Genomic DNA, 25,674 nt, shown 5'->3' on the forward strand with positions numbered 1-25,674 from the left:
AAATCACCGCTTGATCCTGTGATATCACAAGGATGGCATCACAGGATTTATTCATGGAAGGAGCTCAATGATGAGCAGGCGAGAGGATATTCTTGACGGCAGTAAAGCAGAAAGAAGTGCTTACGGCTTGGTTTACACGAAGTATTGGGCTGGATAGATCTCGGTCACGCCCAGGGCAATGACATCAGACAGTTATGGGCGCAGATGCTGTGCGGCGAAGCGCAGAGCGGCCTGACGTATGACGTTACCTATAAACAATCAATGGCTGGCCTCAAAAGGCGCCTGACTGTGGGAAAATCAATCACCTGGCGACTCAAAAAAGGTCTGTCATATCACCAAAAGCAAAGCATAGCTCTTGCCATGATGATGACGCTGGCGCGCAGGTTTGAAGGGCTTCAGAACTCTTTCCCTTTTAGCTGGGCTACTGACAGCGGTTTCAGTGGCGAAGACCTTGTATCGGATCTCCTGGGTTTTTACCGGGTTGTGGCATGCATGAGCGGCATTTTCAGCTACCTGAAACCAGTGAGTCAGGCGGATGCATTAAGACGCTGGGACCATTATGGAAAAATTGGCTCCTGGAAAAACGAAACCTTTAAGCCACTGCTTTTCCCTGACCCTATTCAATTCCCTAACGCCAAACCTCACTTTGGTCAGTTACCGATCTTCATGCGAAGCGTAACGCCCTATAATCGGTGGACATCAGAAGATGTTGGCATTATAGACCCGGACCGTGGCTTTATCCATTTTGGTAAGGGCATATCAAAACTATGAAAAAATCGCTCAGGATTCTACTTTGCGTTCTAATTGCGTGTGTGGTCGGTATGGCCTATGGCTTGAATTATCTCCGTATGGAGTTTGCAGATAACGCTAATTATACAGAGCACGACACGCTGGATTACGACTTTTATACGCCTGATTTACTCAAAAAGATGCCGCGCATTACTGATAACTATAGCTTTTATTACAGTAACGTATCAGGTCCCAACCCCGCACTGATTTTTCAGCTGAGGTTTATTGGCGCGACCAACGCAGATAAAATTAATGCGTTTATGAAAGAAAAGGGTTTTAAACAAAGCGAAGCGTGCAGTTTTGCAGGTGACTGCTGGACTGGCGTCGATCCGCTTGTCACCGTGTCGATTGAAATTGAGGAACAACCGCGCACAGTTCTCGTTTCGATGGTAGATAAGCGAACCTGATTACCTCATAACATGCCTGCCAACAGATAATAAGCCAGACCGGTGATAGCTGATGAAATTCGTCATGAGGTATAAGCTCCGGATCTCTTTTCTTCACCCTGAATTAAAAAAACCAACGTAAAAAAAGCGCCTTGCGGCGCTTTTTTTGTTACTGCTGCTGTGAAGTAGCTTTGCCCAATCAGGCCTGATTCGAATTCAGGATCAGCTGACCATTACGGTCGAGCGGGATGCGGGTGCCAGGGTCATTCTCCATGCGGATTTTGCCCTGCTGGTCGCCTATTTTATAGGTCACGTCATAACCCAGCATTTTTTCCTGTTTATCGTACACGGTTTTGCAGCGCTGCTCGCTGGTGGTGTATGTGTCACGATCCTGCAGCGCACCCTGTACCTGGTTACCGCCGTAGCCGCCTGCCAGCGCACCGGCTACGGTCGCGATATCCCGGCCGCGGCCACCGCCGAACTGGTGACCAATCACCCCACCGGCCACGGCACCCAGTACGGAACCGGCGATGCGGTTCTCATCCTGCACCGGACGACGGTGCGTGAGGGTAACGTTGCGGCACTCCTGACGCGGCTGCTTGATGCTCTCTTTGATTGGCGTTGCCGAAAGCACCTGAGCATACTGCGGGCCACGATCAAACACATCCATGCTGGCGACGGCGGCCACGCCCAACGCTGCTGCTACGCCGATTCCAATACCCGCTAACATTGATTTATTCACAGGAATGTCCTCCTGAAGTTGTTACCGCGCATTCCTGCCGCAACCCGATCCCGGGTTACCGAGGCATAACCGGCGTGCGCGCCGCGCCGTGTTCGTTGGCATAAGTTTTACAGATGGTCCGAAAATGCAACATCAGATTAATGGAGGAAACGCAGCGGAAAGCCAGCAGGACCAGCTTTTAGGAGAGTTCTGAGCGGCAGTGTCATTGCGCCGTAACCTGGCGCTGATTGAACGGCAATCAGCCGGTTACGGCAGCCGGGCACGCAGCGGGCGGTGGCTGCCGCCCGCCCGCGATTAATGCAGTTTGAGACGCGGACGCAGCACGCGGTTGAGGCTGCCGACCAGCATCATCAGACCGGTCTTGAAGTATCCATGGAGCGCAATCTGGTGCATACGATACAAGGAGATGTAGACAAAACGCGCAATGCGCCCTTCCACCATCATCGAGCCGCGCATCAGATTCCCCATCAGACTGCCGACGGTGCTAAAGCGGGATAGCGACACCAGCGATCCGTGATCTTTATACACGTAGGCTTTGAGCGGCTTGCCTTTGCGCTGGGCGAGAATGTTGTCCAGCGCACGCGACGCCATCTGGTGCGCCGACTGCGCGCGTGGCGGCACGAATCCGCCGCCTGGCAGCGCGCAGGATGCGCAGTCACCGATGGCGTAAATATCGTCGTCCAGCGTGGTCTGCAGTGTCTCTTTGACCACCAGCTGATTAATGCGGTTAGTCTCCAGCCCGCCAATCTCTTTCATGAAGTCTGGCGCTTTAATACCGGCCGCCCACACCATCAGATCGGCTTCGATGAATTCGCCCCCTTTGGTATTCAGACCGTTGGCTGCTGCGCTGGTAACCATGGTTTGCGTCAGTACGCGCACGCCTAGCTTGCTCAGCTCCTGATGCGCCGCTGCGGAGATGCGCGGCGGCAGCGCAGGCAGAATACGCTCGCCGGCTTCCACCAGCGTAACGTTGAGCGCGCTGCTGTCGAGACCTTTATAGCCGTAGCTGTGCAGCTGTTTCACTGCGTTATACAGTTCTGCCGACAGCTCGACGCCGGTCGCACCGCCGCCGACAATGGCGATATTGACTTTCTGCAGCTGCCCTTCGCTGGCAGAGAAGCGCAGGAACAGGTTGAGCATCTCATTATGGAACCGACGCGCCTGATGCGGGTTGTCGAGGAAGATGCAGTGATCTTTCACGCCTGGCGTGCCGAAATCGTTCGAGGTGCTGCCCAGCGCCATTACCAGACGGTCATACGCCAGTTCGCGCTGCGGTACCAGCAGCCCACCCTCCGCGTCGCGGATCTCAGCCAGTTCAATGGTTTTAGTGTCGCGATTAATTTGCGTCAGCGAACCCAGCTGGAACTGGAAACCGTGGTTGCGCGCATGCGCCAGATAGCTGAGCGCATCAATACCTTCATCCATCGAGCCGGTCGCCACTTCATGCAGCAGCGGTTTCCACAGATGGCTGTGGTTACGATCGACCAGGATGATCTCCGCCTTTTGTTTGCGGCCGAGTTTATGGCCGAGCTGCGTTGCCAGCTCCAGCCCTCCGGCACCGCCACCGACGATGACGATTTTTTCCATACTTGTAGTCAATGAAGACCCCTCAAAGTTGTAAACCAAAAGTTAATTAATGGTTATATAAAACCTTAATAAACATAGGGTTGGCGACATTTAATCGCGAGCTGAGGGCAGAATAGCACGGCATAATCATCCGGACATAAGAAAATTGATGTACATCAATCTTTGCACTGCATTATCAGAATGTTACACGTTTTGTGCGCCGCATCACACGGCGCAGCAGCACTCAGGCAAGGGTTTTGAACGCTTTGATGCGTTGGAGATGCGGGGCGATATTTTTGAATTTGTGGCTGGCCTCCTCGTCCCACACGATTTCGTAGTACGGGTGCAATGCGGCCGCACTGCGCTGATTGTCCAGCGCTTCATCGTGACGTGACAAAATGGTCAGGCAGCGGTCGCGGTTCTTTTCACGGAAGTTGCTGACACATTTGGTGGCGATATCAAGATACTCTTCCGGCCGGTCGATCTTGCCTTCCATGTTTTCATCAGGAAACAGGTTGGGATTGAATATCGCCTGGCGCATGCCGCAAAGGAAGCCGATGCGTTCCGCCCAGTAGCCGCCCAGGCCGACGCCACAAATCAACGGATGCGCATCGCTGCCCTGCTGGAGCAGCTTGTCGCACTCTTTCAGCAGAAACTGCATATCGTGTTTCGGATGGCGGGTGCTGTAGCTAATAAGTCTGACGTCCGGGTCAATAAACTGCAGCTGCAGCACCTTTTCATGGTTGCCCGGACTGTTGGAATCAAAACCGTGCAGATAGATGATCATGATTATCCTCAGCGTGGAGTGAGATCCGGGCAGCGGCGATTATCTGCCCGACGCTTTGTGCGCCAGCCAGCGATCCTGCAGGTCACTGAGCTGACGGTGATTTTGCCGCCAGCGCTCGCTGGCCTGCAAACTCTGACGGTCAAAACGTCCCTGATGGTATAACTGCGTGACGCGCGTCGCCTGGATCGGCGTCAAATTATCCAGCACGCTCACCGCGCCAGCACGCTGATTGCACACCAGGATCATATCGCAGCCGGCATTCAGCGACTGCTGAGCCCGTTCCGCATAGCTGCCCATCACCGCCGCGCCCTCCATCGACAGATCGTCTGAGAAGATCACCCCGTTGAAGCCCAGCTCCTGCCGCAGCACCGTTTGCAGCCAGTAAGGCGAACCACTGGCCGGCAGCGGGTCCACTTCAGTATAGATAACATGCGCGGGCATCACCGCATCCAGCAGCTGCTCATCAATCAGCTGCTGGAAGATTGCCATGTCGTGCTGGCGCAGCGTGGCCGCATCGCGCGTGTCGCGCGGCGTCTCTTTGTGCGAATCCGCGCTGACCGCGCCGTGGCCCGGGAAGTGCTTGCCGGTGGTTTTCATGCCGGCTTCGTGCATGCCGTGGATAAACTGGCGCGCCATCTGCAGCGCAATCGCCGGATCGGCGTGGAAAGCGCGATCGCCGATGGCCGCGCTGATGTGGCCGATATCCAGCACCGGCGCAAAGCTGATATCGATATCCATGGCGATCATCTCCGCCGCCATTTGCCAGCCGGCCTGCTGCGCCAGCTCGCCAGCACGCGCCATGTCGTGCATCGCGGCGAACGATTGCATCGCCGGCAGCTGAGTAAAACCGTCGCGGAAGCGCTGCACGCGTCCGCCTTCCTGATCGACCGCCACCAGCAGCCGGTTGCGCGACGCCGCGCGAATCTGGCGCACCAGCTCCGCCAGCTGCGCAACATCATGGAAGTTGCGGGCGAACAGGATCAGTCCGCCTGTCAGCGGATGTTGCAGAATTTCGCGCTCTTCGGCGTCCAGCTCGTAGCCTTCGACGTCCAGCATCAGCGGTCCGGGCGTTGTCATCGTCATGTTTCGGTTCCTGAATTAAAGATCCTGCCAGCTGGCCTGCGCCAGCCGTTGCAATGTTTGGTCATGGCTCTGCTCGGCGCGCAGCTGATACCAGCTGGCCATCAGCAGCTGCAGCCACGGCTGCCAGCGACGGCTTTGACGCCGCAGCGCCGTTGCCGACAGCCGCGCCTCGGCGGCATAGTCGGTTATCCAGTGATCGTGTTCAGCGCCATCCACCGCGCCGACAGCGGCCAGCTCCAGCGCCACGTCGCCATCCGCAGCATATTCCCAGTCAATTAAACGCAGGCCATCCGGCGTGGCAATCAGATTGCCAGAGTGGACGTCCATGTGCAGCGGTGCCAGCCGCAGCGGCGACGGTTCGCCGCGCTGCAGCAACTGGTTTAAGCGCCGCTGCCAGCGCCAGTGTCGCTGCTGACACAGCTGCCAGTAGCGCTGCAGCAGCGGCGCCAGCCGTAAGCGATAACCGGTCAGCGGCTCGTGATGCAGGCGCAGCAGCAGCGTCAGCACCGCTGCGCGTTGCGCGCTGAACTGATCCGGCGACAGTACCTCACCGGGCAGCCAGCGCTGCAGCAGCCACGGCGCCTGCCACGCCAGCGGCTGCGGCGCCAGCGCCGTGGCACGCAGCTGACGCAGGATGCGGTATTCGCGCTGGCGATCGACAAACGGGATGGGCTGTGGCGGCGTCCGGCGCGCCAGCAGATCGCCCTGATCGCTGCGTACCTGCACGCTGTTACCGCTCAGTCCTGGCAGCGCGAAAAAATGACCGGCAGCTTGCGCCGTCGGCCATTGTTGCTGAACCAGATGCTGCAGCCGGGGATCAGGGTTGTGCAACGCCGTTGCCCGACCAGATGATTTCGCCGGTCTGCACCAGCATCAGCTGCATCTGCAGCGCAGGGGCTTTCACATCGCCCTGCGCGTTGCTGTACAGCACATACTGCGCGTTGACGATGCGCGCCAGGCCAATCGCTTTGCTGCGCGAGTTGAGGCTATCCTCTGGCGACAGGCCGAGCGTTTGCTTCGCCTGATTGAGCTGATCGTTTGAGACCAGGCTGAACTTGCCGTTATTGGCCAGCGCGTTCTCAATCGCTGCCGTGGCTTTTTCCGTTTGCAGCGAGCCGTTGGTGCTGTTTTTGATGCGATCCACCAGCAGCACGCTGCCCGGATTGACGCCCGCCGACTGCACCATGTTGGCGACTAACGGCTGGACGCTGGCGTTCCAGTTGATGGTTTTCAGCTTCGGCGGCTGCGGCACAGTTTGCGGCGGCGGCACCGGCTGCGTGGGCGGTTGCTCTGGCTGGGTTGGCGAGGTCGGCTGCGTCGGTTCAACCGGTGCCGGGGTTTGTTGTTTCACCACACAACCGGTGAGCATCAGCGCAAACAGTAGCGCGCCGGAACGTTGTACACTGCGAATCACAGGTTACTCCTCAAAGATAAAGATAGAGACGCACCTTGCTGGCGGTCGGGTTACCCATTTGCGAGGCCACTTCTACGCTGCCGTGCGCCGGTACGGTTTGAGTCTGCGCCGGCTCCTGCGGCTCAATCTCCAGCCCTTTGTCATCGTACCAGTAGAAACGATAGTGCACGGTGACCGGCGTTTCACGCAGATTTTGCAGCACGCTGGCGGCGCGCTGCTGGCCGTCGCGGCTGGTCAGCGCGGGCTCATCGGTGATGATGCCCGCCGACAGTACGGCAGACTCCATCACCAGCGACTGGGAGGTGTTGATCATCGGCTTATCGCTGCTGCAGCCCACCAGGGTCAGCAACAGCAAGCCGCTCAGCCATTGACGCATCACAAGGTCCGCCTGAGGTTAGATGGCCAGCATCGGGCCCAGCGGCTGTCCGCCGACCAGGTGCATATGAATGTGGTAAACCTCCTGCCCACCGTGACGGTTGCAGTTGATGATCAGGCGATAGCCATCCTCGGCGATGCCTTCATCACGGGCAATTTTTGCGGCGGCGGTCACCATGCGGCCCAGCGCCTGCTCATGCGCCGCCTGCACATCGTTGGCGGTCGGAATCAGTACATTGGGGACAATCAGTATATGGGTAGGCGCTTTGGGCGCGATATCGCGGAAGGCGGTGACCAGTTCGTCCTGATAAACCACGTCGGCGGGAATTTCGCGACGAATGATTTTACTGAAAATGGTTTCTTCAGCCATGGTGCAGTTCCTTAAGCCTGAGTTCAGTCAGGCAGTATGCGTGAGGAATTCCGTTTCTTTCAACCTCAGGACCACTTTTCTTCATTAAATGGCTGCCTTTGCATCACTTTTTCACGCTGGCGCGGCACGGCGGGTGGAGTCTGGCGGCGGTAAAATAAAAAACCCCTCGGATGAGGGGTTTTGTCGCACCGAAGTTGCAGTGCGGTGAAGCGACGGCAGAGGAGTAAAGCGTCCCGCGACAGGGATGTCGCGGGCCGAGCCCCAGGGATGGTTTTGGCGTCTTTACGATCTGACGCCGCTTCACCGCACCGGCCCGGCCTGCCGTCATGTTACTTACATACTGCGGATATAATCATCCATCTCGGTTTTCAGGTTATCGGACTTGGTGCCGAAAATCGCCTGCACACCGGAACCGGCCACCACCACACCACGCGCGCCGAGGTTTTTCAGTTCAGCCTGATCCACCTTCGCTACGTCCGCCACGCTGACGCGCAGACGGGTAATACAGGCATCAAGGTTAGTGATGTTCTCTTTGCCACCGAACGCAGTGACCAGCTTGCCCGCCATTTCACTGCCGGTCGCGCTGCTCTGCTCCATCGCCGTGTCTTCACGACCCGGGGTTTTCAGATTCAGTTTTGCGATCAGCACGCGGAACACGGTGTAGTACACCAGACCGTAGATGATACCGACAATCGGGAACAGCCAGATTTTGCTGCTGTTGCCGCTCAGCACGATGAAGTCGATCAGACCGTGTGAGAAGCTGGTGCCATCACGCATGCCCAGCAGAATACAGATTGGGAACGCCAGGCCCGCCAGGATAGCGTGGATCACGTACAGGATCGGTGCCACGAACATGAATGAGAACTCGATCGGCTCGGTGATACCGGTCAGGAACGAGGTCAGCGCAGCGGAGATCATGATACCGCCCACTTTGGCGCGGTTTTCAGGTTTAGCAGAATGCCAGATGGCGATAGCCGCAGCCGGCAGACCGTACATCTTGAACAGGAAGCCGCCAGACAATTTACCGGCAGTCGGGTCACCCGCCATGTAGCGCGGAATGTCACCGTGGAAGACCTGACCAGCCGCGTTGGTGAATTCACCAATCTGCATCTGGAAAGGAACGTTCCAGATGTGATGCAGACCAAAGGGCACCAGCGCACGCTCAACCACACCGTAAATACCGAACGCCACCACCGGGTTCTGATAGGCCGCCCACTGGGAGAAGTCCTGAATCGCGGTACCAATAGGTGGCCAGATGAAGGACAGCACCACACCGGTGAAAATCGCGGTCAGACCGGAAATGATCGGCACAAAGCGCTTACCGGCGAAGAAGCCGAGGTATTCCGGCAGCTTGATACGGTAGAAGCGGTTGAACATGTAGGCCGCAATCGAACCGGCAATAATGCCGCCCAGCACCCCGGTATCGGCGAGGTGTTTGGCTTCGATCTCGGCCGCCGGCAGATGCAGCACCAGCGGCGCGACCACAGCCAGGGTTTTCACCATAATGCCGTAAGCGACCACGGCGGCCAGCGCCGACACGCCGTCGTTATTGGTAAAGCCCAGTGCCACACCAATCGCAAAGATCAGCGGCATGTTAGCAAACACTGATCCACCCGCTTCGGCCATCACGTGGGAAACCACTTCCGGCAGCCAGCTGAAGTTAGCAGAACCAACACCTAACAAAATACCGGCAATCGGCAGAACCGATACCGGCAACATCAGCGATTTACCTACCTTTTGCAGGTTCGCAAATGCGTTCTTGAACATAGAAGCTCCTGAGTATGAGTGCATTTTTTAGCGCAGTGCGCATGGCAAAGGGGGAGGATCCTTAGCCGGGGTGACGCTGAGCGTCTTTTGATTTATTACGAAGGGTAAAATAAATGACGACACGTTACTTTGACGGCTATCACGTTTCACCAAACACAGCGCTGAAATTTCAGTCATTTCTTACTGACTTGCTGCTATAAACAGCAATAAATCACTGCCTGCGCCGCGAAATACGCAGCGCAGATGAGTGATTTCAGATTAATTACAGAGTTTGAAATAAAGCGCGTTAGCCGCCGAGTCGGCTCATCGGCACCTTAAACAGGCGGGAGAAGTTTTCCGTGGTGGCGGCCGCCAGGGTCGCAAGATCGACGCCCTTCACCACGGCCATATACTCAGCCACGTCGCGGGTGAAGGCAGGCTGGTTTTCTTTGCCGCGATGCGGTACCGGGGCCAGATAGGGTGAATCGGTTTCAACCAGAATGCGATCCAGCGGTACATAGCGCGCTGCTTCGCGGATTTGTTCAGCGTTACGGAAGGTCACAATGCCGGAGAAGGAGATGTAGAACCCAAGATCCAGCAGCTGCGCCGCCGTCTCTTTGTCTTCGGTGAAACAGTGCAGCACGCCGCCGCACCGCTCTACCTGCTCTTCACGCAGAATGGCCAGCGTGTCTTCGCGCGCATCGCGGGTGTGCACAATAATTGGCTTATTCAGCGCAATGCCGGTGCGGATGTGCTCACGGAACGAGGCCTGCTGCTGCGCTTTAGTCTCCTGCTGGTAAAAATAATCCAGCCCGGTTTCGCCCAGTGCAATCACCTGCTCTTCCGCCGCCAGACGGCGAAACTCTTCCACGTCATACGGCGTTTCCTGATTGAGCGGATGCACGCCGCAGGCCAGCGCGATGTTGTCACGATCGCCGACCAGCTGTTTGATTTTGTAGTAATCCGGCAGCGTGGTGGCAATCGCCAGCATGAATTTCACATCCCGCGCCGCCGCTTTGGCAATCACGTCATCCAGATCGCGGTGCTGGGTTTCATAATCAAGGCCATCAAGATGGCAGTGCGAATCAACAATAAACATAAATTTCTCTTTTACCCTTAGCCGACCGTCGCGGGAGACAGCAAACGTCCCCAGGCAAGCAGACGGTCGGTCAGAATCAGTTCACGATTAAGCGCCGCCACGTGCAGCAGCTGCTCGCGACACTGCAGCCACTGCTGCACGCTCGCATTCAGCGCGCTGCTGCTGAACTGCTGCGCCAGCTGCGTCACCATGTCCGGGCGATCACCATTACTCAGCCAGTTGCTGGCGCCCTGCTGCACCTTCATCGCATCCACCAGCAGCGAAAGCAGCCAGCCGAGGCGAACCGCCACATCGTCGCTGTTGAGCGCCGGCAACAGCTGCAGAATATCGCCGCTCAGTGCGCTGTTCAGGCTGTCGCACAGCGTTTGCCGTGCCTGCCAGCGGTCCGGCTGTAACAAGGCCAGCGCCGCAGCCGGTGCCCCGTTGCTCAGACGCAGCGCCGCGCGCAGTATCGCTTCAGGCTGCGGCTGCTGTTTCTGCAGCCATTGCAGGCTGTGCGTCTCTTCCGGCGGCGACAGATGCCATGTCATGCAGCGGCTGCGCAGCGTGGCCAGCAGTCGCGACGGCTCGCGCACGCTGAGGAAAAACCAGCAGTTGGCGGGCGGCTCTTCCAGCGTTTTCAGGAGCGCGTTGGCGGCGGCTTCGGTCAGTTGCGTCGCATCCGGCAGCCAGACAATTTTCGCGCCACCCTGCTGGGCAAAATGGTACAGCTTCTCACTGACGTCGCGAACCGCATCAATGCCGAGTGAGGCTTTCCCCTTTTCCGCTTCCAGCCGATACCAGTCCGGATGGGTGTGTGCCTGCATCAGCTGGCAGCCGTGACACTGGCCGCAGCTTTTCAGTCCCTGCAGCTGCTGACACATCAGCCAGCGGCTGACGCCCCACACCAGCGCATCGTCGCCCATGCCGTCGATGGCCTGAATCAGCAGCGCATGATGTGCCTGTCCACTCTGATGGCGGGCAATGATCTGTCGGTACGGCTGGTTCAGCCACGGATACCAGTTCATGCCGCGTGACCTGCCAGCCACTGACGCAGCACAGCTTTAAGTGACGTTGTCACATTCTCAATCGGCTGTGTCGCATCGATGGTTTTGATGGTTGGATCGGCAGCGGCCAGCGCCTGGTAGCGTTCGCGCGTGCGGGTAAAAAAGTTCAGCGACTCCTGCTCAATGCGATCCAGTTCGCCGCGCGCCCGGGCACGCTGCAGGCCAATCTCCGGCGTGACGTCGAGATAGAGCGTCAGGTCGGGACGAAAATCGCCCAGCACCGCATCGCGCAGCGTGGTCATCAGCTGGGTATCGAGCCCGCGACCACCGCCCTGATACGCCTGCGACGAAAGATCGTGACGATCGCCCACCACCCAGGCACCGCGTGCCAGCGCCGGTTTAATGACGTTTTCAACCAGCTGCACCCGCGCGGCATACAGCATCAGCAGCTCGGCTTTATCACTCACCTGTTCGCCATCAATGCCCTGTTTCACCAGCACGCGCAGCTGTTCGGCCAAAGGCGTGCCGCCCGGCTCACGGGTAAAGACCACGTCTTCAATGCCCTGCTCATGCAGGACCGCAACCACCGCCTCACGCGCGGTGGTTTTGCCGGCGCCTTCCAGCCCTTCGATGACGATAAACTTACTTTTCATTTTTTTCCTTCATCGCCAGCCGGTAAACCTGCACGGCTTTATTATGACTGGCCAGATTGGTGGTAAAGGTGTGACCGCCTTTGCCATCCGCGACGAAATAGAGGTAATTGGTCTTCTCCGGATGGGCCGCCGCTTCCAGCGAGGCGCGCCCCGGCATGGCAATCGGTCCCGGCGGCAGGCCGCTGATGGTATAGGTATTGTACGCGGTCGGCATCTCAAGATCCTTGCGCGTCAGCGTACCGGTATAACTGTCGCCCATTCCGTAGATCACCGTGGGATCGGTCTGCAGTTTCATACCGGTGCGCAGGCGATTGATGAACACCGAAGCAACGCGCGCGCGCTCTTCGCTGACGCCGGTCTCTTTTTCGATAATCGACGCCATGGTGACCATCTGCTGCGGTGTTTTATACGGCAGACTGGCCATCCGCCCCTGCCAGATCTCATCCACCAGCTTGTTCATGCGCGTGTGCGCCCGCTCCAGCAGTGCCACATCGCTGGTGTTGGCAGTATACAGATAGGTATCCGGATAGAAACCGCCTTCCAGCTGGCTGACATCAAGCTTAAGCGCGGCCGCAACGCTGGCAAATTCATCATCCGGCAGCGTGTGTTTAAGGTATGGGGCTTTACGCAGCTCAGCCAGCCACTCTTTCAGCCGGGAACCCTCGACAAAGCGCAGCGGAAATTGCGCCTCTTTGCCGCTGGCCAGCAACTGCAGTAGCTGGCGCACCGTCATGCCGGTCTCAAGGCGATACGTCCCGGCTTTGAAGTTAGCCAGATCGGGCTCCAGCTTCAGCAACGGGCCAAACCAGATGCTTTGCGGAATGATGTGCTGGCTCTCCAGCTGCGCTTCCAGCACCACGCGACCGCTGCCGGCCGGCAGGGTATACAGGGTTTCCTGGTGAATGGTTAATGGCGTCGCGGCAAAGCGTTCAATCTGCCAATAGCTAAATGCGGCAGCCAGACCAGCGATGACTACGGCGCCGGCAACTATTTTTTTCATTCGGGTCATGATGCTTCCATCGTCTGGCAACTGGCGAGCAGTTGCTGGTACAGCGTGCGTGCGGAAAAGGTGACATCGTCAATTTGCCGCACGGGTAATACTGGCATCAGCGCGTTACAGATCACCACTTCATCGGCGCTTAACACCGCCGATCGGCTGGCCTCCACCTGCTGGCAGTCGTAACCGGCCTGTGCCAGCTGTGCCAGCAGATAACGACGCATGATGCCATCAACGCCAGCCAGCGCGAGGCGCGGCGTGAAAATGGCCTCACCGCTGCGCCAGAATAAATTGGCCGCACAGCATTCCACTACCGTCCCGGCGGTGTCAAGCACCAGCGCTTCGTCTGCGTCGCACGCATCCAGCTGCTGGCGAATCAGCACCTGCTCCAGCCGGTTGAGATGTTTGATGCCGGCCAGCAGCGGGTTCTGCGCCAGCCGCACCGGGCTGGTCACCAGCCGCGCGCCCTGCTGCTGCAGCGTGGCGTAGTGCTGTGGCCAGGGGGCGAGCGCGATGATACGCGTGGGTTGTGTGCAGCCGGCGCGACTGTAGCCGCGTCCGCCCGCGCCGGGCGTCAGGATCACTTTGAGCACCGCTTCGCGCTGGCCCGCCGCCGCGCGGCGCATCTCTTCCGCCAGTAAGGCGCGATCCGGCGCGGCCATCAGCAAACGCTGGCAGCCGTCCTGCAGACGCTGCAGATGCGCCTCCAGCAGCTGGATACGGCCCTCTCTGACTGCCGCCGTGGTGAAACAGCCGTCACCAAACTGCACCGCGCGGTCGCGGGCAGAAAGGGTGTCCTGTGCCACTCCGTTAATCCACATGCGCTTCTCCTCTGCCGCTGGCGTCAGCGTTGAATAGCACTGTGGCGCGTAACATTCCACGCCACTGCGTGACAAAATATAAAAAAGGCCCGCATTGCGGGCCTCTGTTCGGCTGGATAGCGCTTAAACCTTGCGGAAGATCAGCGAGCCGTTGGTGCCGCCGAAACCGAAGGAGTTACACAGCGTGTACTCCAGTCCGCTGACCTGGCGCGCCGTGTGCGGCACGAAATCCAGATCGCAACCTTCGTCAGGATTGTCGAGGTTGATGGTCGGCGGAACCGCCTGGTCGCGCAGCGCCAGAATCGAATAAATCGCTTCTACCGCGCCCGCTGCACCCAGCAGGTGACCGGTCATCGATTTGGTCGAGCTGACCATTACGCTGTGCGCGGCCGCACCAAACACCGACTTCACCGCCTGCGCTTCGGCTTTGTCACCGGCCGGCGTTGAGGTGCCGTGCGCGTTAACATAGCCAATCTGCGCCGGGTCCAGCTGCGCATCACGCAGCGCGTTGACCATCGCTGCGGCTGCACCTGAACCGTCTTCCGGTGGTGATGTCATGTGGTAAGCGTCGCTGCTCATGCCGAAACCAACGATTTCCGCATAAATCTTCGCACCGCGTTTTTTCGCGTGTTCGTACTCTTCCAGCACCACGATACCGGCACCGTCGCCCAGCACGAAACCGTCACGATCTTTATCCCACGGACGGCTCGCCGCCTGCGGATTATCGTTACGGGTAGAGAGCGCACGCGCCGCGCCGAAACCGCCTACGCCCAGTGGCGTACTGGCTTTCTCAGCACCGCCGGCCAGCATCACATCCGCGTCGTTATACGCGATGATGCGCGCCGCATGACCAATATTGTGCACGCCGGAGGTACAGGCGGTCGCAATCGAGATGCTCGGGCCTTTCAGGCCGTACATAATGGTCAGGTGGCCAGCGACCATGTTAACGATGGTTGAAGGCACAAAGAATGGGCTGATTTTGCGCGGACCGCCATTGACCAGCGAGGTATGGTTATCTTCGATCAAACCCAGACCGCCGATGCCGGAACCGATAGCCGCACCGATGCGTCCGGCATTCTCGTCGGTTACGACCAGACCGGAGTCCGCCATAGCCTGAATACCGGCCACAATGCCGTACTGGATGAAGTCATCCATCTTGCGTTGATCTTTGCGCGAGATGTATTCATCGCAGTTAAAATCTTTCACCAGACCCGCAAAACGCGTTGCGTAGGCACTGGTATCAAAATGGTCGATCAGGTTAATGCCGCTCTGACCGGCAAGGAGAGCACGCCAGGTAGACTCTACGGTATTGCCGACAGGAGACAACATGCCAAGACCGGTCACAACTACACGACGCTTAGACACGTTCGTCCTCCAGGGAGGGAAATAATGACGCTATGTGGGGCAAACATAAAACTCAGGCGGTCGAATGACCGCCTGAAGATATTCATTAACCTTTATGGTTATTGATATAGTCGATCGCTGCCTGAACGGTAGTGATTTTCTCAGCTTCTTCGTCTGGAATTTCAGTATCAAACTCTTCTTCCAGAGCCATTACCAGCTCAACGGTGTCAAGAGAATCTGCACCCAGGTCTTCAACGAAAGAAGCGCCGTTAACCACTTCGTCTTCTTTAACGCCCAGCTGCTCAGCTACGATTTTCTTAACGCGTTGTTCGATATCGCTCATACTATTTAATTTCCTATCAAAACTCGCTTTCGCGATGGTTTTCGTAGTGTATAAAATGTTGAAAAAGATGCAACAAAATCCCGGCTGGTCGAACCACGATTTTGCGTTATTCTGCGGTGTTTACCGCAGATAATGCAAATGATTTCGTGATTATCAGACCATGTACATGCCGCCATTGACGTGCAGCGTCTCACCCGTGATGTAGGCGGCTTCGTCAGAGGCTAAGAATGCAACAGCATTGGCAATCTCCTGCGGGTCGCCTAAACGACCTGCCGGCACTTCTGCCAGAATGCCCGAGCGCTGATCTTCGTTCAGTGCACGCGTCATGTCCGTCTCAATAAAGCCCGGAGCCACGACGTTTACGGTAATGCCACGTGACGCAACTTCTCGCGCCAGTGATTTGCTAAAGCCAATCAAACCTGCTTTTGCTGCAGCATAGTTTGCCTGACCCGCGTTACCCATGGTTCCAACTACCGAACCGATGGTAATGATACGGCCCACGCGCTTTTTCATCATGGCACGCATGACCGCCTTCGACAGGCGGAACACCGATGTCAGGTTGGTATCGAGGATATCCGCCCACTCATCGTCTTTCATGCGCATCAGCAGATTGTCACGCGTAATGCCTGCATTATTGACCAAAATGTCAACTTCGCCAAATTCGGCGCGAACTTTCTCGAGCACGCTCTCAATAGAGGCCGCATCGGTCACGTTCAGCAGCAGACCTTTGCCCTTGTCGCCGAGGTAAGCACTGATGGCTTCCGCGCCGCTTTCGCTGGTGGCAGTACCCACCACTTTTGCACCGCGTGCCGCCAGCGTTTCCGCGATGGCACGTCCGATACCGCGGCTGGCGCCGGTCACCAGCGCTACTTTACCTTCAAAGCTCATGATTTTCCTCTTATTCCTGGCCAGGCGCCGCAGCCAGTGACGACGGATCGTTCACCGCTGCAGCCGTCAGGCTGTCCACAATTCGTTTGGTCAGGCCGGTCAGCACTTTACCCGGGCCGATTTCCAGCAGTACGGTCACGCCCTGCGCAGCGATAAACTCAACCGCCTCAGTCCAGCGTACCGGGCTGTAAAGCTGACGCACCAGCGCGCTGCGGATTGCTGCAGCGTCGCTTTCGCATTTAACGTCAACGTTATTCACCACCGGCACCGAAGGTGCATTGAAGGTCACGCTTTCCAGCGCCACCGCCAGCTTATCAGCGGCCGGCTTCATCAGCGCACAGTGCGACGGCACGCTGACCGGCAACGGCAGCGCGCGTTTGGCGCCTGCGGCTTTACAGGCGGCACCGGCACGTTCTACCGCTTCTTTATTGCCGGCGATCACCACCTGGCCCGGCGAGTTGAAGTTGACCGGCGAAACCACCTGGCCCTGCGCGCTCTCTTCACAGGCTTTGCGAATTGCCGCGTCGTCGAGACCGATAATCGCCTGCATGGCGCCCGTGCCTTCCGGCACCGCTTCCTGCATCAGTTTGCCGCGCAGTTCAACCAGCTTGATGGCGTCAGCAAAATTCAGTACGCCCGCACACACCAGCGCAGAGTATTCACCGAGGCTGTGTCCGGCCATCAGCGCGGGCTGCGCGCCATTTTTGCTCTGCCAGACGCGATAAATCGCGACCGAGGCTGCCAGCAGCGCCGGCTGGGTCTGCCAGGTTTTGTTCAGCTCTTCAGCCGGGCCCTGCTGGACCAGCTGCCATAAGTCGTAACCCAGCGCGTCAGAAGCTTCACGGAAAGTGGCTTCAACCTGTGGATTTTCCGCTGCCAGATCGGCCAGCATGCCGACGGTCTGCGATCCCTGTCCCGGGAAAACAAAAGCAATTTGCGTCATCTTGCGTTCCTGTCAATCAAAAGCGAACCAGCGCCGAGCCCCAGGTGAAACCGCCACCAAAGGCCTCGAGCAAAATCAGGTGTCCGGGCTTGATGCGGCCATCACGTACCGCTTCGTCCAGCGCGCTTGGCACCGACGCTGCCGAGGTGTTGCCGTGTCGATCCAGCGTCACCACCACTTTATCCATGCCCATGCCGAGCTTTTTGGCGGTGGCGCTGATGATGCGCAGGTTGGCCTGATGCGGCACCAGCCAGTCAAGCTGTTCACGATCGAGATTATTCGCCTGCAGCGTTTCATCGACGATATGCGCCAGCTCAGTGACCGCGACCTTAAACACTTCGTTGCCGGCCATGGTGAGGTAAGCCGGCTCATCCTGATGCGCGCGATCCTGGTACGGCAGCGTCAGCAGCTTACCGTAGCGGCCATCGGCATGCAGATGCGTGGAGAGAATGCCCGCTTCTTCGCTTGCGCCGAGCACCACGGCACCCGCGCCATCACCAAACAGGATGATGGTGCCGCGATCGTCAGGATCGAGGGTGCGAGCCAGCACATCCGCGCCGATCACCAGCGCGTGCTTCACCGCACCGTTTTTGATGTATTGATCGGCCACGCTCAGTGCATAGGTAAAACCGGCACAGGCTGCGGCGAGATCGAAGGCGGCGCAGTCGTTGATTTCCAGCATCTGCTGAATCATGCACGCTGAGCTCGGGAAGGCGTGGCTGGACGAGGTGGTTGCCACGATGATCAGGCCAACGTCGCTGGCTGCCACGCCCGCCATCTCCAGCGCACGCTGGGCAGCGGTGAAGCCCATGCTGGCTACCGTTTCATCCGGTGCCGCAATGCGACGTTCACGAATACCGGTCCGGGTGACAATCCACTCGTCCGAAGTCTCCACCATTTTTTCCAGGTCCGCGTTGCTGCGAACCTGCTCAGGCAAATAGCTGCCCGTACCGATAATTTTGGTAAACATCTACGCTTTGTCACTCCTGGCTAATACAGCGTCAAGGCGCGCGGCAATTCTCTCGGGAACTTGCTTGCGCACCGCCTGCTCTGCCTGTTCTATCGCCACGGCAAACGCGCGTTGATTCGCCGCGCCGTGGCTCTTGATCACTGTCCCGCGCAATCCTAACAGACAAGCGCCATTGTACTGGTCGGGGTTGAGATGACCGAAACGTTTAGCCAGACGCTTTTGGATCCAGCGTCCCAGCCATTTCAGCCACCAGGCCCGTTTTTTTCCTTCGCCTGACGATTTGAGCAGAGAAAGAAACATTCTTACCACGCCTTCCATGGTCTTCAACGTGACATTACCCACGAAGCCATCACAGACCAGCACATCCGTCTTGCCGGTGAGGAGATCGTTCCCCTCAAGGTAACCAATATAGTTGATCTGCGGCGAGGCCCGCAGCACCGCCGATGCGGCGCGGATCGTCTCCAGCCCCTTCGTCTCTTCCTGACCGATGTTGAGCAGCGCGACGCGCGGCTGGCTGATTTCCAGCACTTCTTCCGCCATCACCGCACCCATCACTGCAAACTGCACCAGCATTTCACTGTCGGAATCGACGTTAGCGCCCAGATCCAGCACCACCGTCTTGCCGTGCTGCTGATGCGGCAGCACGGTCATCAACGCCGGACGCTCAATGCCATCCAGCGGCTTCAGTAATAATTTTGCCAGGCCCATCAGCGCACCGGTATTGCCGGCACTGACGCACGCCTGCGCTTTCCCCTCTTTCACCAGCTCTAACGCCACGCGCATGGAGCTGCCGCGGCTGTTACGAATCGCCTGCGAGGGTTTGGCATCACTTGCAATAACCGATTCGGCAGGGATTACCTGCACACGCCCCAGTAACGAGGAATCCGCTTTGGCAAGAAATGACGAGATGATGTCGGGATCGCCGACCAGAAGAAGAACCAGCTGCGAATGAGAGGCCAGTGCCTGCAAGGCTGCAGGCACTGTCACGCAGGGACCGAAGTCCCCGCCCATGGCATCAACTGCCAGGGTCAAACGTGTCAAGGTATCGCCTTGCGTAACCGCAAAGAATTACTTGGTGATAACCTTGCGACCGCGGTAGTAACCATCCGCAGTGATATGGTGACGCAGATGAGTTTCACCAGAAACTTTATCTACTGACAGAGTGGTAGTGGTCAGCGCATCGTGCGAACGACGCATACCACGCTTAGAACGGGTTGGTTTATTCTGTTGTACGGCCATGGACCTTACTCCTATTACTTACGCTTTAAACTGGCTAATACGGCAAATGGGTTTGGTTTTTCCGCCTCTTCAGGCAGCTGGCCAAAGACCATGTCCGCGTCGGACACTTCACAGTGTTCAGAATCATGCACCGGAACGACCGGCAGCGCGAGGATGAGTTCATCTTCGATCACCGCCAGCAGGTCGATTTCACCGAAATCGTTGACATCGACCGGCTCGTAGGCTTCCGGCAGTGCCTCGGCCTGCTCATCAGAAGAGGCAGGACTGAAGCAATAGCTTACGTGCACAGCATGCGGGAACGGTTGGTTGCAGCGTTGACATAACAACGTTACCTGCACATCGGCTGTTCCTTGCAGAACCGCGAGGCGCTGGTTGTCAACCGCAAACGACATGGCACATTCCACATCACTGTCCACACTCACGACCGTTTCGGCCAGGCGCGCCACCAATTCAGGTGCGTAAACACCGTGATAATCCAGGCGTTTTTGCGCGGCGCGGACCGGATCGAGCGTCAGGGGTAATTTTACCTTTTGCATAGGGCGCGCATATTAACTTTGTAACGTCATAGAGTCAAAGAAAAAGGCCGGTTTACAGCATCTTTCACCCGTTAGTCGCATCCAGTGCGGCGCATAGTTTAAAATGCCTGTCATCTTTACGCTATCACTTCTGCAAAAAAATGATGACACCGCTGGTTTTAGCCTCAACCTCTCCTTTCCGTCAGGCGCTGCTGCGCAAGCTCGGCCTGCCGTTTATCACTGCCGCCCCTGAAAGCGATGAAACGCCGCTGCCGGGAGAAGCCGCGCCGCAGCTGGTGCAGCGGCTGGCCATCGCCAAAGCGCAGGCGCTGGCCGCGCGCTATCCTGCGCACTGGATCATTGGGTCCGATCAGGTCTGTGTACTGGACGGCCGCATCGCCGGCAAGCCGCATACCGCAGAGAACGCCTGCCAGCAGCTGGCGCTGGCGAGCGGTAAAGCCATTACCTTTTATACCGGCCTGGCGCTGATTCACCCCGCCAGCGCGCAGCAGCATGTGCTGTGTGAACCCTTTACCGTGCATTTTCGGCAACTGAGCACGGCTGAGATCGCGCGCTACGTCGAGCTGGAGCAGCCGCTGCAGTGCGCCGGCAGTTTCAAAAGTGAGGGACTGGGGATTTGTCTGTTCGAACGGCTGGAAGGGCGCGATCCCAATAGCCTGATTGGCTTACCGCTGATCGCGCTGAATGGCCTGTTAAGGCAGGCGGGCATCAATCCGCTGGGCTGATGCCACGCTGTCAGGCTTTTTTCTGCTGGCGCAGCTGGGACAGGCAGTGCTTTAGTGCCTTATCCAGCGGCGCTTCCATACGCAGGCTTTCGCCGGTGTTGGGATGGGTAAACGTCAGCGCGGCAGCATGCAGGAACAGCCGCGCCAGACCGGTTGGTGCCAGCTGGCGATCGAATTCGCGATCGCCATAACGATCGTCAAAGGCAATCGGGTGTCCGCCATGCAGGGTATGCACGCGAATCTGATGCGTACGTCCGGTCACCGGACTGGCTTTAACTAATGTCGCCAGGCCAAAACGTTCTTCAACTTTAAAGCGCGTTTCTGAGGGCTTGCCCTCAGCGCTGACCCGCACCACGCGCTCGCCGCTTTGCAGAATATTTTTCAGCAGCGGTGCCTGCACTACTTTCAGGTGCGATGGCCAGTCGCCGCGCACCAGCGCCAGATAATCCTTCTGCATGCCCTTCTCACGCAGCTGCTCGTGCAGTGAACGCAGCGCCGAGCGCTTCTTCGCCACCAGCAAAATGCCGGACGTGTCACGATCGAGACGGTGCACCAGTTCAAGGAAACGCGCCTCCGGGCGCAGCGCGCGCAGCCCTTCAATCACGCCGAAGCTCAGCCCGCTGCCGCCGTGCACCGCGGTGCCGGACGGTTTGTTCAGCACCAGCAGATAATCGTCTTCATACAGAATGCACGACTCCAGCGCCGCTACTTTATCCAGTTTGGGCGACACTGCCTGCTCTTCACGCTCGGCCACGCGCACCGGCGGCACGCGCACTTCGTCGCCGTCTTCCAGCTTATATTCAGGTTTTACGCGCTTCTTATTCACCCGCACCTCGCCTTTACGCAGAATGCGGTAAATCATGCTTTTCGGCACCCCTTTCAGCTGGGTGCGCAAAAAGTTATCAATGCGTTGACCGGCATTTTCAGCCGTGATGGCGACAAATTGTACGCCGGGATTCTCTGTTTTCATGGCGGCGATTCTAAATAGTGTCCCCGGATAGCGCCACCCCTTTTTCTGTGCTTAACTCTGACTTTATCGCCGCGTTACGCGGCCAGAATGCTGGCTTTTTCAACGATGCGATGATTACCCCTGCAAATGAACAGGTTAAGGATGAACAAACTTCACAGCTCGGTAAAAGTCGCCTTGCTATAAGTTGCTAAGCAATGGAATAATGCAGAGGTTTCTGTCCTGGAAAGAGTCAGGCAGGAAAAAGAGCGAAATTAAGGTATTTTGCCGGATGAAACGGACACGCAGCAATGGCGTAAGACGTGATGTTTAATCAGGCACTTAGCGGGCTGCGGGTTGCGGCCTGGACGACAGACTGGGATGTGTGGATTTTTGAATACTCTGTAGCACTTCCACCTTCAGGCGCTGGTTTTCCTTATGAAAAACAGGCCACCGACAAGATTTGCGCCCCTTTAGCCGCCGACAACCGTGAGGTTGACGTCAGTGCATGCAGACACGGGGCCATCGGTTGATTCTCGTCCAGGGTAACGATGCCCGCAGCTTTATCACTCATGTGAGAATAACGAGTAAGTCACGATGAAAAGAATGTTAATCAACGCAACTCAGCAGGAGGAGTTGCGCGTTGCCCTTGTTGACGGACAACGTCTGTACGATCTGGATATCGAAAGCCCCGGACACGAGCAGAAAAAAGCCAACATCTACAAAGGTAAAATCACCCGTATTGAACCCAGCCTCGAAGCTGCGTTTGTTGATTACGGTGCCGAGCGTCACGGTTTCCTCCCTCTGAAAGAAATTTCCCGCGAATACTTCCCTGCTAATTACAACGCGCATGGCCGTCCGAACATCAAAGATGTGCTGCGTGAAGGCCAGGAAGTGATCGTACAAATTGATAAAGAGGAGCGCGGTAATAAAGGGGCAGCACTGACCACCTTTATTTCGCTGGCTGGTAGCTATCTGGTGCTGATGCCCAACAATCCGCGCGCCGGCGGCATTTCCCGCCGTATCGAAGGTGACGACCGTACCGAGCTGAAAGAGGCGCTGTCAGCGCTGGAGCTGCCGGACGGCATGGGCCTGATCGTGCGTACCGCTGGCGTCGGCAAATCTGCCGAATCGCTGCAGTGGGACCTCAGCTTCCGTCTGAAGCACTGGGAAGCCATCAAAAAAGCCGCAGACAGCCGCCCGGCACCGTTCCTGATTCATCAGGAAAGTAACGTGATTGTGCGCGCCTTCCGCGACTACCTGCGCCAGGATATCGGTGAAATCCTTATCGATAACCCGAAAGTGCTGGAGCTGGCGCGTCAGCACATCGCCGCGCTCGGTCGTCCTGACTTCAGCAGCAAAATCAAACTGTATACCGGTGAAATTCCGCTGTTCAGCCATTACCAGATCGAATCGCAGATTGAATCGGCGTTCCAGCGCGAAGTGCGCCTGCCGTCCGGCGGTTCTATCGTTATCGACAGCACCGAAGCGCTGACCGCCATTGATATCAACTCCGCCCGCGCGACACGCGGTGGTGATATCGAAGAGACCGCCTTCAACACTAACCTGGAAGCCGCCGACGAGATTGCCCGTCAGCTGCGTCTGCGCGACCTCGGTGGTCTGATTGTTATCGACTTCATCGATATGACGCCTGTGCGCCATCAGCGCGCCGTGGAAAACCGTCTGCGTGAAGCGGTACGTCAGGATCGGGCGCGTATCCAGATCAGCCACATTTCACGCTTTGGTCTGCTGGAGATGTCGCGTCAGCGCCTCAGCCCGTCACTGGGTGAGTCCAGCCATCACGTCTGCCCGCGCTGTAGCGGCACCGGCACCATTCGTGATAACGAATCGCTGTCGCTGTCGATCCTGCGTCTGATTGAAGAAGAAGCGCTGAAAGACAACACCAAAGAAGTGCACGCCATTGTGCCGGTTCAGGTGGCCTCTTACCTGCTGAACGAAAAACGTGAAGCGGTCAGTGCGATTGAGAAACGTCAGGGCGGCGTGCGTGCCATCATCGTGCCAAACGATCAGATGGAAACGCCGCACTACTCGGTGCTGCGCGTGCGCAAAGGTGAAGAGACGCAAACCCTCTCCTATCACCTGCCGAAACTGCATGAAGCTGAGATGGCGCTGCCTTCGGAAGAAGAGCACGCTGAGCGTCGTCGTCCGGAGCAGCCAGCACTGGCCGCCTTCGTGATGCCAGATGCACCACCGGCTCCGGTTGAAGTAAGTGAAGAGAGCCAGCCGGCAGCGGTTGACGTCAAAGCCAAACCGGCGGTCGCAGCACCCGCGACCGTCAGCACCGGTTTTGTTGCGCGCCTGCTGGGTGGCCTGAAAAAACTGTTTGCTGGTGATGCCCCCGCCGCGGCCCCTGCTGAAGAGAAGACCGAAGCGAAAACGGCTGACGGTGAGAATACGCAGCAGCGTGGTGAGCGTCGTAACAATCGTCGCAACAACAACAATCGCCGCGAGCGCACACCGCGCAACGGTGAGCATGCGCAGAGCCGTGAAGGCCGTGAGCCACGTGAAGCGCGCGAGCCGCGTGAACCACGTGAGCCTCGTGAAGCCCGCGAGCCACGCGATCAGGATAACCGCCGTAACAAGCGTCAGAATGACGCGCGCGGCGAGCGTCCGGCGCTGACTGAAGAGCAACTGCAGCAGCGTGATGAGCAGCAGCAACAGCGTCGCGAACAGCGTGCTGAGCGCCAGCGTCGTCGTCAGGAAGAGAAGCGTGCGCAGCAGGAGCCGCAAGTGGCTGAGCAGGTGCCTGTTGTTGATAGCGTTGATGACAGCGTTGCGCAGGAAGACGAACGCGTTCAGGTTATGCCGCGTCGCAAACAGCGCCAGCTCAGTCAGCGCGTGCGCGTAGGTGACAACGCTGAGGCGATCCCTGCTGAGCTGCCTGCCGCCGCCGTTACTGAAGCGGTGCAGGAAAACAGCCAGCGCGCCCAGCTGAAAGAGCAAGCCGAAACCGCTCAGGATGAGCAGGATGACAGCGAGAACCGTGACGGGGCCAACATGCCGCGCCGTTCACGTCGCTCACCGCGTCATCTGCGCGTCAGCGGTCAGCGTCGTCGTCGCTATCGTGACGAGCGTTACCCTACGCAGTCTGCGATGCCGCTGGAAACAGCTGCAGCCTCACCAGAGATGGCGTCAGGCAAAGTGTGGATCACCTATCCGGTCACGCAGACTCACGAGCACTTCACTTCTAACCAGGCGCTGAACGAAATGCCAGACTATGGCTATCAGGATGCCGCCCCGGCGGAAGAACTGCCTGTGGCTGTCGAAGCCGCAGCCGTGGCACAGCCAGAAACGCCAGCGCCAGAAGTGGTGCATCAGGCTGAACCGCAGGCGCACACTGAGGTGCCGGTGGTGAATACTGATGACCTGACGCCAGTGGCGGTACCGGTTGATCACCAGCCAGCAGTGATTTCCGCAGCCGATGAAGCAGTTGCACAGGAAACCGCAGCAGAAGCGCAACCGGCTGTTACGCCTGCCGAAGAGACGCCGCCAGTGGTTACCGAAGCGGTTAGCGCAGCGGAACAGGCTCCGATCGAGGTGTCACCCGCAGTCGAAGCGCAGGTAGAAGAAGTGCTGTCCGCGCCGGTAGCGGCCGAAGCACCTGTCGCGCCGGTCACCGAACCGCACGCACCGGTTGCCGCCCGTGATACCGGGGTCAGCCATGCTGAGACCCGCTTTAAGCATCACGCTACGGCGCCGATGACCAAAGCACCGGCACCGGCATGGGAACCTGAGCCCGTGCGTCACAGTGACTGGGTCCGTCCGGCCTTCAACTTCGAAGGACGCGGTTCAGCCGGTGGTCACAGCGCCACGCATCAGGCTACCGCACCGGCTACCCGTCCGGAAAGCGCGTAAGTCTCTGCTGTAGAGCACTACCGTCTCCAAACCCCGGCTGGTCCGGGGTT

At 58.0% G+C, this 25,674-nt stretch carries 26 protein-coding genes and 1 pseudogene; 4 read left to right on the top strand and 23 right to left on the bottom strand.

Annotated features, from left to right (window positions below; genetic code table 11):
- Positions 1-70 precede the first annotated feature (70 nt).
- Both AC6I79_RS11695 and AC6I79_RS11700 read left to right on the top strand, forming a co-directional pair.
- Positions 71-771, top strand: a pseudogene (locus tag AC6I79_RS11695) (hypothetical protein).
- The gene (locus tag AC6I79_RS11700) at positions 768-1,196 is read left to right on the top strand and encodes a hypothetical protein (protein WP_498027300.1); all 429 of its coding nucleotides are present in this window, start codon (positions 768-770) and stop codon (positions 1,194-1,196) included. The pseudogene AC6I79_RS11695 and the gene AC6I79_RS11700 overlap by 4 nt, the downstream one beginning before the upstream one ends.
- A gap of 178 nt (positions 1,197-1,374) precedes the next feature.
- On the opposite strand, the gene AC6I79_RS11705 is transcribed toward AC6I79_RS11700, so the two are convergent.
- The 22 genes from AC6I79_RS11705 to yceD form a co-directional block, all read right to left on the bottom strand.
- Positions 1,375-1,917: a glycine zipper 2TM domain-containing protein gene (locus AC6I79_RS11705; protein WP_031279257.1), complete on the bottom strand. Its 543-nt coding sequence runs from the start codon at positions 1,915-1,917 to the stop codon at positions 1,375-1,377.
- A gap of 294 nt (positions 1,918-2,211) precedes the next feature.
- Positions 2,212-3,516: an NAD(P)/FAD-dependent oxidoreductase gene (locus AC6I79_RS11710; RefSeq protein ID WP_498027301.1), complete on the bottom strand. Its 1,305-nt coding sequence runs from the start codon at positions 3,514-3,516 to the stop codon at positions 2,212-2,214.
- Between the two features lie 211 nt (positions 3,517-3,727).
- Positions 3,728-4,270 carry an alpha/beta hydrolase YcfP gene (ycfP, locus tag AC6I79_RS11715; protein ID WP_021506392.1) on the bottom strand — a complete coding sequence of 181 codons (543 nt, stop codon included), beginning with the start codon at positions 4,268-4,270 and terminating at the stop codon, positions 3,728-3,730.
- A gap of 39 nt (positions 4,271-4,309) precedes the next feature.
- The gene (gene nagZ / locus AC6I79_RS11720) at positions 4,310-5,353 is read right to left on the bottom strand and encodes a beta-N-acetylhexosaminidase (RefSeq protein WP_498027302.1); all 1,044 of its coding nucleotides are present in this window, start codon (positions 5,351-5,353) and stop codon (positions 4,310-4,312) included.
- Between the two features lie 15 nt (positions 5,354-5,368).
- Positions 5,369-6,184 carry a thiamine kinase gene (gene thiK / locus AC6I79_RS11725; protein WP_498027303.1) on the bottom strand — a complete coding sequence of 272 codons (816 nt, stop codon included), beginning with the start codon at positions 6,182-6,184 and terminating at the stop codon, positions 5,369-5,371.
- On the bottom strand, positions 6,171-6,767 hold the full coding sequence (gene lpoB / locus AC6I79_RS11730; RefSeq protein WP_498027304.1) for a penicillin-binding protein activator LpoB: 597 nt from the start codon (positions 6,765-6,767) through the stop codon (positions 6,171-6,173). Before lpoB ends, thiK begins: the two co-directional genes overlap by 14 nt.
- A gap of 10 nt (positions 6,768-6,777) precedes the next feature.
- Entirely contained in the window at positions 6,778-7,143 is a 366-nt protein-coding gene (locus tag AC6I79_RS11735) for a YcfL family putative periplasmic lipoprotein (protein ID WP_021506396.1), read from the bottom strand.
- A gap of 18 nt (positions 7,144-7,161) precedes the next feature.
- Positions 7,162-7,512, bottom strand: a complete 351-nt coding sequence (hinT, locus tag AC6I79_RS11740; RefSeq protein ID WP_021506397.1) for a purine nucleoside phosphoramidase — start codon at positions 7,510-7,512, stop codon at positions 7,162-7,164.
- Positions 7,513-7,845: 333 nt separating this feature from the next.
- A complete protein-coding gene (ptsG, locus tag AC6I79_RS11745; protein WP_021506398.1) occupies positions 7,846-9,279 on the bottom strand; it encodes a PTS glucose transporter subunit IIBC in 1,434 nt (477 codons plus the stop codon).
- A 286-nt stretch (positions 9,280-9,565) separates the two neighbouring features.
- Positions 9,566-10,357 (bottom strand): metal-dependent hydrolase, encoded by a 792-nt coding sequence (locus tag AC6I79_RS11750; RefSeq protein ID WP_021506399.1) that lies wholly within the window; start codon positions 10,355-10,357, stop codon positions 9,566-9,568.
- 17 nt (positions 10,358-10,374) lie between these two features.
- Positions 10,375-11,364, bottom strand: coding sequence for a DNA polymerase III subunit delta' (gene holB / locus AC6I79_RS11755; protein WP_159378270.1), 990 nt, complete (start codon positions 11,362-11,364; stop codon positions 10,375-10,377).
- Positions 11,361-11,996 carry a dTMP kinase gene (tmk, locus tag AC6I79_RS11760; RefSeq protein ID WP_159378271.1) on the bottom strand — a complete coding sequence of 212 codons (636 nt, stop codon included), beginning with the start codon at positions 11,994-11,996 and terminating at the stop codon, positions 11,361-11,363. Before tmk ends, holB begins: the two co-directional genes overlap by 4 nt.
- Positions 11,986-13,005 (bottom strand): endolytic transglycosylase MltG, encoded by a 1,020-nt coding sequence (gene mltG, locus AC6I79_RS11765; protein ID WP_159378272.1) that lies wholly within the window; start codon positions 13,003-13,005, stop codon positions 11,986-11,988. Before mltG ends, tmk begins: the two co-directional genes overlap by 11 nt.
- On the bottom strand, positions 13,002-13,814 hold the full coding sequence (pabC, locus tag AC6I79_RS11770) for an aminodeoxychorismate lyase (protein WP_159378273.1): 813 nt from the start codon (positions 13,812-13,814) through the stop codon (positions 13,002-13,004). Before pabC ends, mltG begins: the two co-directional genes overlap by 4 nt.
- Before the next feature lie 123 nt (positions 13,815-13,937).
- Positions 13,938-15,179: a beta-ketoacyl-ACP synthase II gene (gene fabF, locus AC6I79_RS11775; RefSeq protein WP_058769628.1), complete on the bottom strand. Its 1,242-nt coding sequence runs from the start codon at positions 15,177-15,179 to the stop codon at positions 13,938-13,940.
- A gap of 85 nt (positions 15,180-15,264) precedes the next feature.
- Positions 15,265-15,501, bottom strand: a complete 237-nt coding sequence (gene acpP, locus AC6I79_RS11780; protein ID WP_010617251.1) for an acyl carrier protein — start codon at positions 15,499-15,501, stop codon at positions 15,265-15,267.
- A 153-nt stretch (positions 15,502-15,654) separates the two neighbouring features.
- Entirely contained in the window at positions 15,655-16,389 is a 735-nt protein-coding gene (fabG, locus tag AC6I79_RS11785; protein WP_021506405.1) for a 3-oxoacyl-ACP reductase FabG, read from the bottom strand.
- A 10-nt stretch (positions 16,390-16,399) separates the two neighbouring features.
- Positions 16,400-17,332 carry an ACP S-malonyltransferase gene (gene fabD / locus AC6I79_RS11790; RefSeq protein ID WP_058775428.1) on the bottom strand — a complete coding sequence of 311 codons (933 nt, stop codon included), beginning with the start codon at positions 17,330-17,332 and terminating at the stop codon, positions 16,400-16,402.
- 16 nt (positions 17,333-17,348) lie between these two features.
- Positions 17,349-18,302, bottom strand: a complete 954-nt coding sequence (locus tag AC6I79_RS11795; protein WP_021506407.1) for a beta-ketoacyl-ACP synthase III — start codon at positions 18,300-18,302, stop codon at positions 17,349-17,351.
- On the bottom strand, positions 18,303-19,343 hold the full coding sequence (gene plsX / locus AC6I79_RS11800; RefSeq protein ID WP_058759470.1) for a phosphate acyltransferase PlsX: 1,041 nt from the start codon (positions 19,341-19,343) through the stop codon (positions 18,303-18,305).
- A 27-nt stretch (positions 19,344-19,370) separates the two neighbouring features.
- Positions 19,371-19,541, bottom strand: a complete 171-nt coding sequence (gene rpmF, locus AC6I79_RS11805) for a 50S ribosomal protein L32 (protein WP_016192161.1) — start codon at positions 19,539-19,541, stop codon at positions 19,371-19,373.
- A gap of 14 nt (positions 19,542-19,555) precedes the next feature.
- Positions 19,556-20,077, bottom strand: coding sequence for a 23S rRNA accumulation protein YceD (yceD, locus tag AC6I79_RS11810; RefSeq protein ID WP_159378274.1), 522 nt, complete (start codon positions 20,075-20,077; stop codon positions 19,556-19,558).
- 143 nt (positions 20,078-20,220) lie between these two features.
- Between yceD and AC6I79_RS11815 the strand changes: the two genes are divergently transcribed.
- Positions 20,221-20,802 carry a Maf family protein gene (locus AC6I79_RS11815; protein ID WP_193751874.1) on the top strand — a complete coding sequence of 194 codons (582 nt, stop codon included), beginning with the start codon at positions 20,221-20,223 and terminating at the stop codon, positions 20,800-20,802.
- Between the two features lie 10 nt (positions 20,803-20,812).
- Here the strand turns inward: AC6I79_RS11815 and rluC are convergent, their stop codons facing one another.
- Positions 20,813-21,772: a 23S rRNA pseudouridine(955/2504/2580) synthase RluC gene (rluC, locus tag AC6I79_RS11820; RefSeq protein WP_021506411.1), complete on the bottom strand. Its 960-nt coding sequence runs from the start codon at positions 21,770-21,772 to the stop codon at positions 20,813-20,815.
- Positions 21,773-22,345: 573 nt separating this feature from the next.
- Between rluC and rne the strand changes: the two genes are divergently transcribed.
- Positions 22,346-25,624, top strand: a complete 3,279-nt coding sequence (gene rne / locus AC6I79_RS11825) for a ribonuclease E (protein WP_159378275.1) — start codon at positions 22,346-22,348, stop codon at positions 25,622-25,624.
- The last annotated feature ends 50 nt before the right edge of the window (positions 25,625-25,674 follow it).

It is taken from the genome of gamma proteobacterium symbiont of Scutellera amethystina, from assembly GCF_059730845.1.

Bases quoted from the DNA above. Each gene is read 5' to 3' on its own strand.
- AC6I79_RS11700 (WP_498027300.1), top strand. From the start codon at position 768: ATGAAAAAATCGCTCAGGATTCTACTTTGCGTTCTAATTGCGTGTGTG.
- ycfP (WP_021506392.1), bottom strand. From the start codon at position 4,270: ATGATCATCTATCTGCACGGTTTTGATTCCAACAGTCCGGGCAACCAT.
- nagZ (WP_498027302.1), bottom strand. From the start codon at position 5,353: ATGACGATGACAACGCCCGGACCGCTGATGCTGGACGTCGAAGGCTAC.
- AC6I79_RS11735 (WP_021506396.1), bottom strand. From the start codon at position 7,143: ATGCGTCAATGGCTGAGCGGCTTGCTGTTGCTGACCCTGGTGGGCTGC.
- hinT (WP_021506397.1), bottom strand. From the start codon at position 7,512: ATGGCTGAAGAAACCATTTTCAGTAAAATCATTCGTCGCGAAATTCCC.
- ptsG (WP_021506398.1), bottom strand. From the start codon at position 9,279: ATGTTCAAGAACGCATTTGCGAACCTGCAAAAGGTAGGTAAATCGCTG.
- AC6I79_RS11750 (WP_021506399.1), bottom strand. From the start codon at position 10,357: ATGTTTATTGTTGATTCGCACTGCCATCTTGATGGCCTTGATTATGAA.
- holB (WP_159378270.1), bottom strand. From the start codon at position 11,364: ATGAACTGGTATCCGTGGCTGAACCAGCCGTACCGACAGATCATTGCC.
- tmk (WP_159378271.1), bottom strand. From the start codon at position 11,996: ATGAAAAGTAAGTTTATCGTCATCGAAGGGCTGGAAGGCGCCGGCAAA.
- mltG (WP_159378272.1), bottom strand. From the start codon at position 13,005: ATGACCCGAATGAAAAAAATAGTTGCCGGCGCCGTAGTCATCGCTGGT.
- pabC (WP_159378273.1), bottom strand. From the start codon at position 13,814: ATGTGGATTAACGGAGTGGCACAGGACACCCTTTCTGCCCGCGACCGC.
- acpP (WP_010617251.1), bottom strand. From the start codon at position 15,501: ATGAGCGATATCGAACAACGCGTTAAGAAAATCGTAGCTGAGCAGCTG.
- fabG (WP_021506405.1), bottom strand. From the start codon at position 16,389: ATGAGCTTTGAAGGTAAAGTAGCGCTGGTGACCGGCGCCAGCCGCGGT.
- fabD (WP_058775428.1), bottom strand. From the start codon at position 17,332: ATGACGCAAATTGCTTTTGTTTTCCCGGGACAGGGATCGCAGACCGTC.
- AC6I79_RS11795 (WP_021506407.1), bottom strand. From the start codon at position 18,302: ATGTTTACCAAAATTATCGGTACGGGCAGCTATTTGCCTGAGCAGGTT.
- rpmF (WP_016192161.1), bottom strand. From the start codon at position 19,541: ATGGCCGTACAACAGAATAAACCAACCCGTTCTAAGCGTGGTATGCGT.
- yceD (WP_159378274.1), bottom strand. From the start codon at position 20,077: ATGCAAAAGGTAAAATTACCCCTGACGCTCGATCCGGTCCGCGCCGCG.
- AC6I79_RS11815 (WP_193751874.1), top strand. From the start codon at position 20,221: ATGACACCGCTGGTTTTAGCCTCAACCTCTCCTTTCCGTCAGGCGCTG.
- rluC (WP_021506411.1), bottom strand. From the start codon at position 21,772: ATGAAAACAGAGAATCCCGGCGTACAATTTGTCGCCATCACGGCTGAA.
- rne (WP_159378275.1), top strand. From the start codon at position 22,346: ATGAAAAGAATGTTAATCAACGCAACTCAGCAGGAGGAGTTGCGCGTT.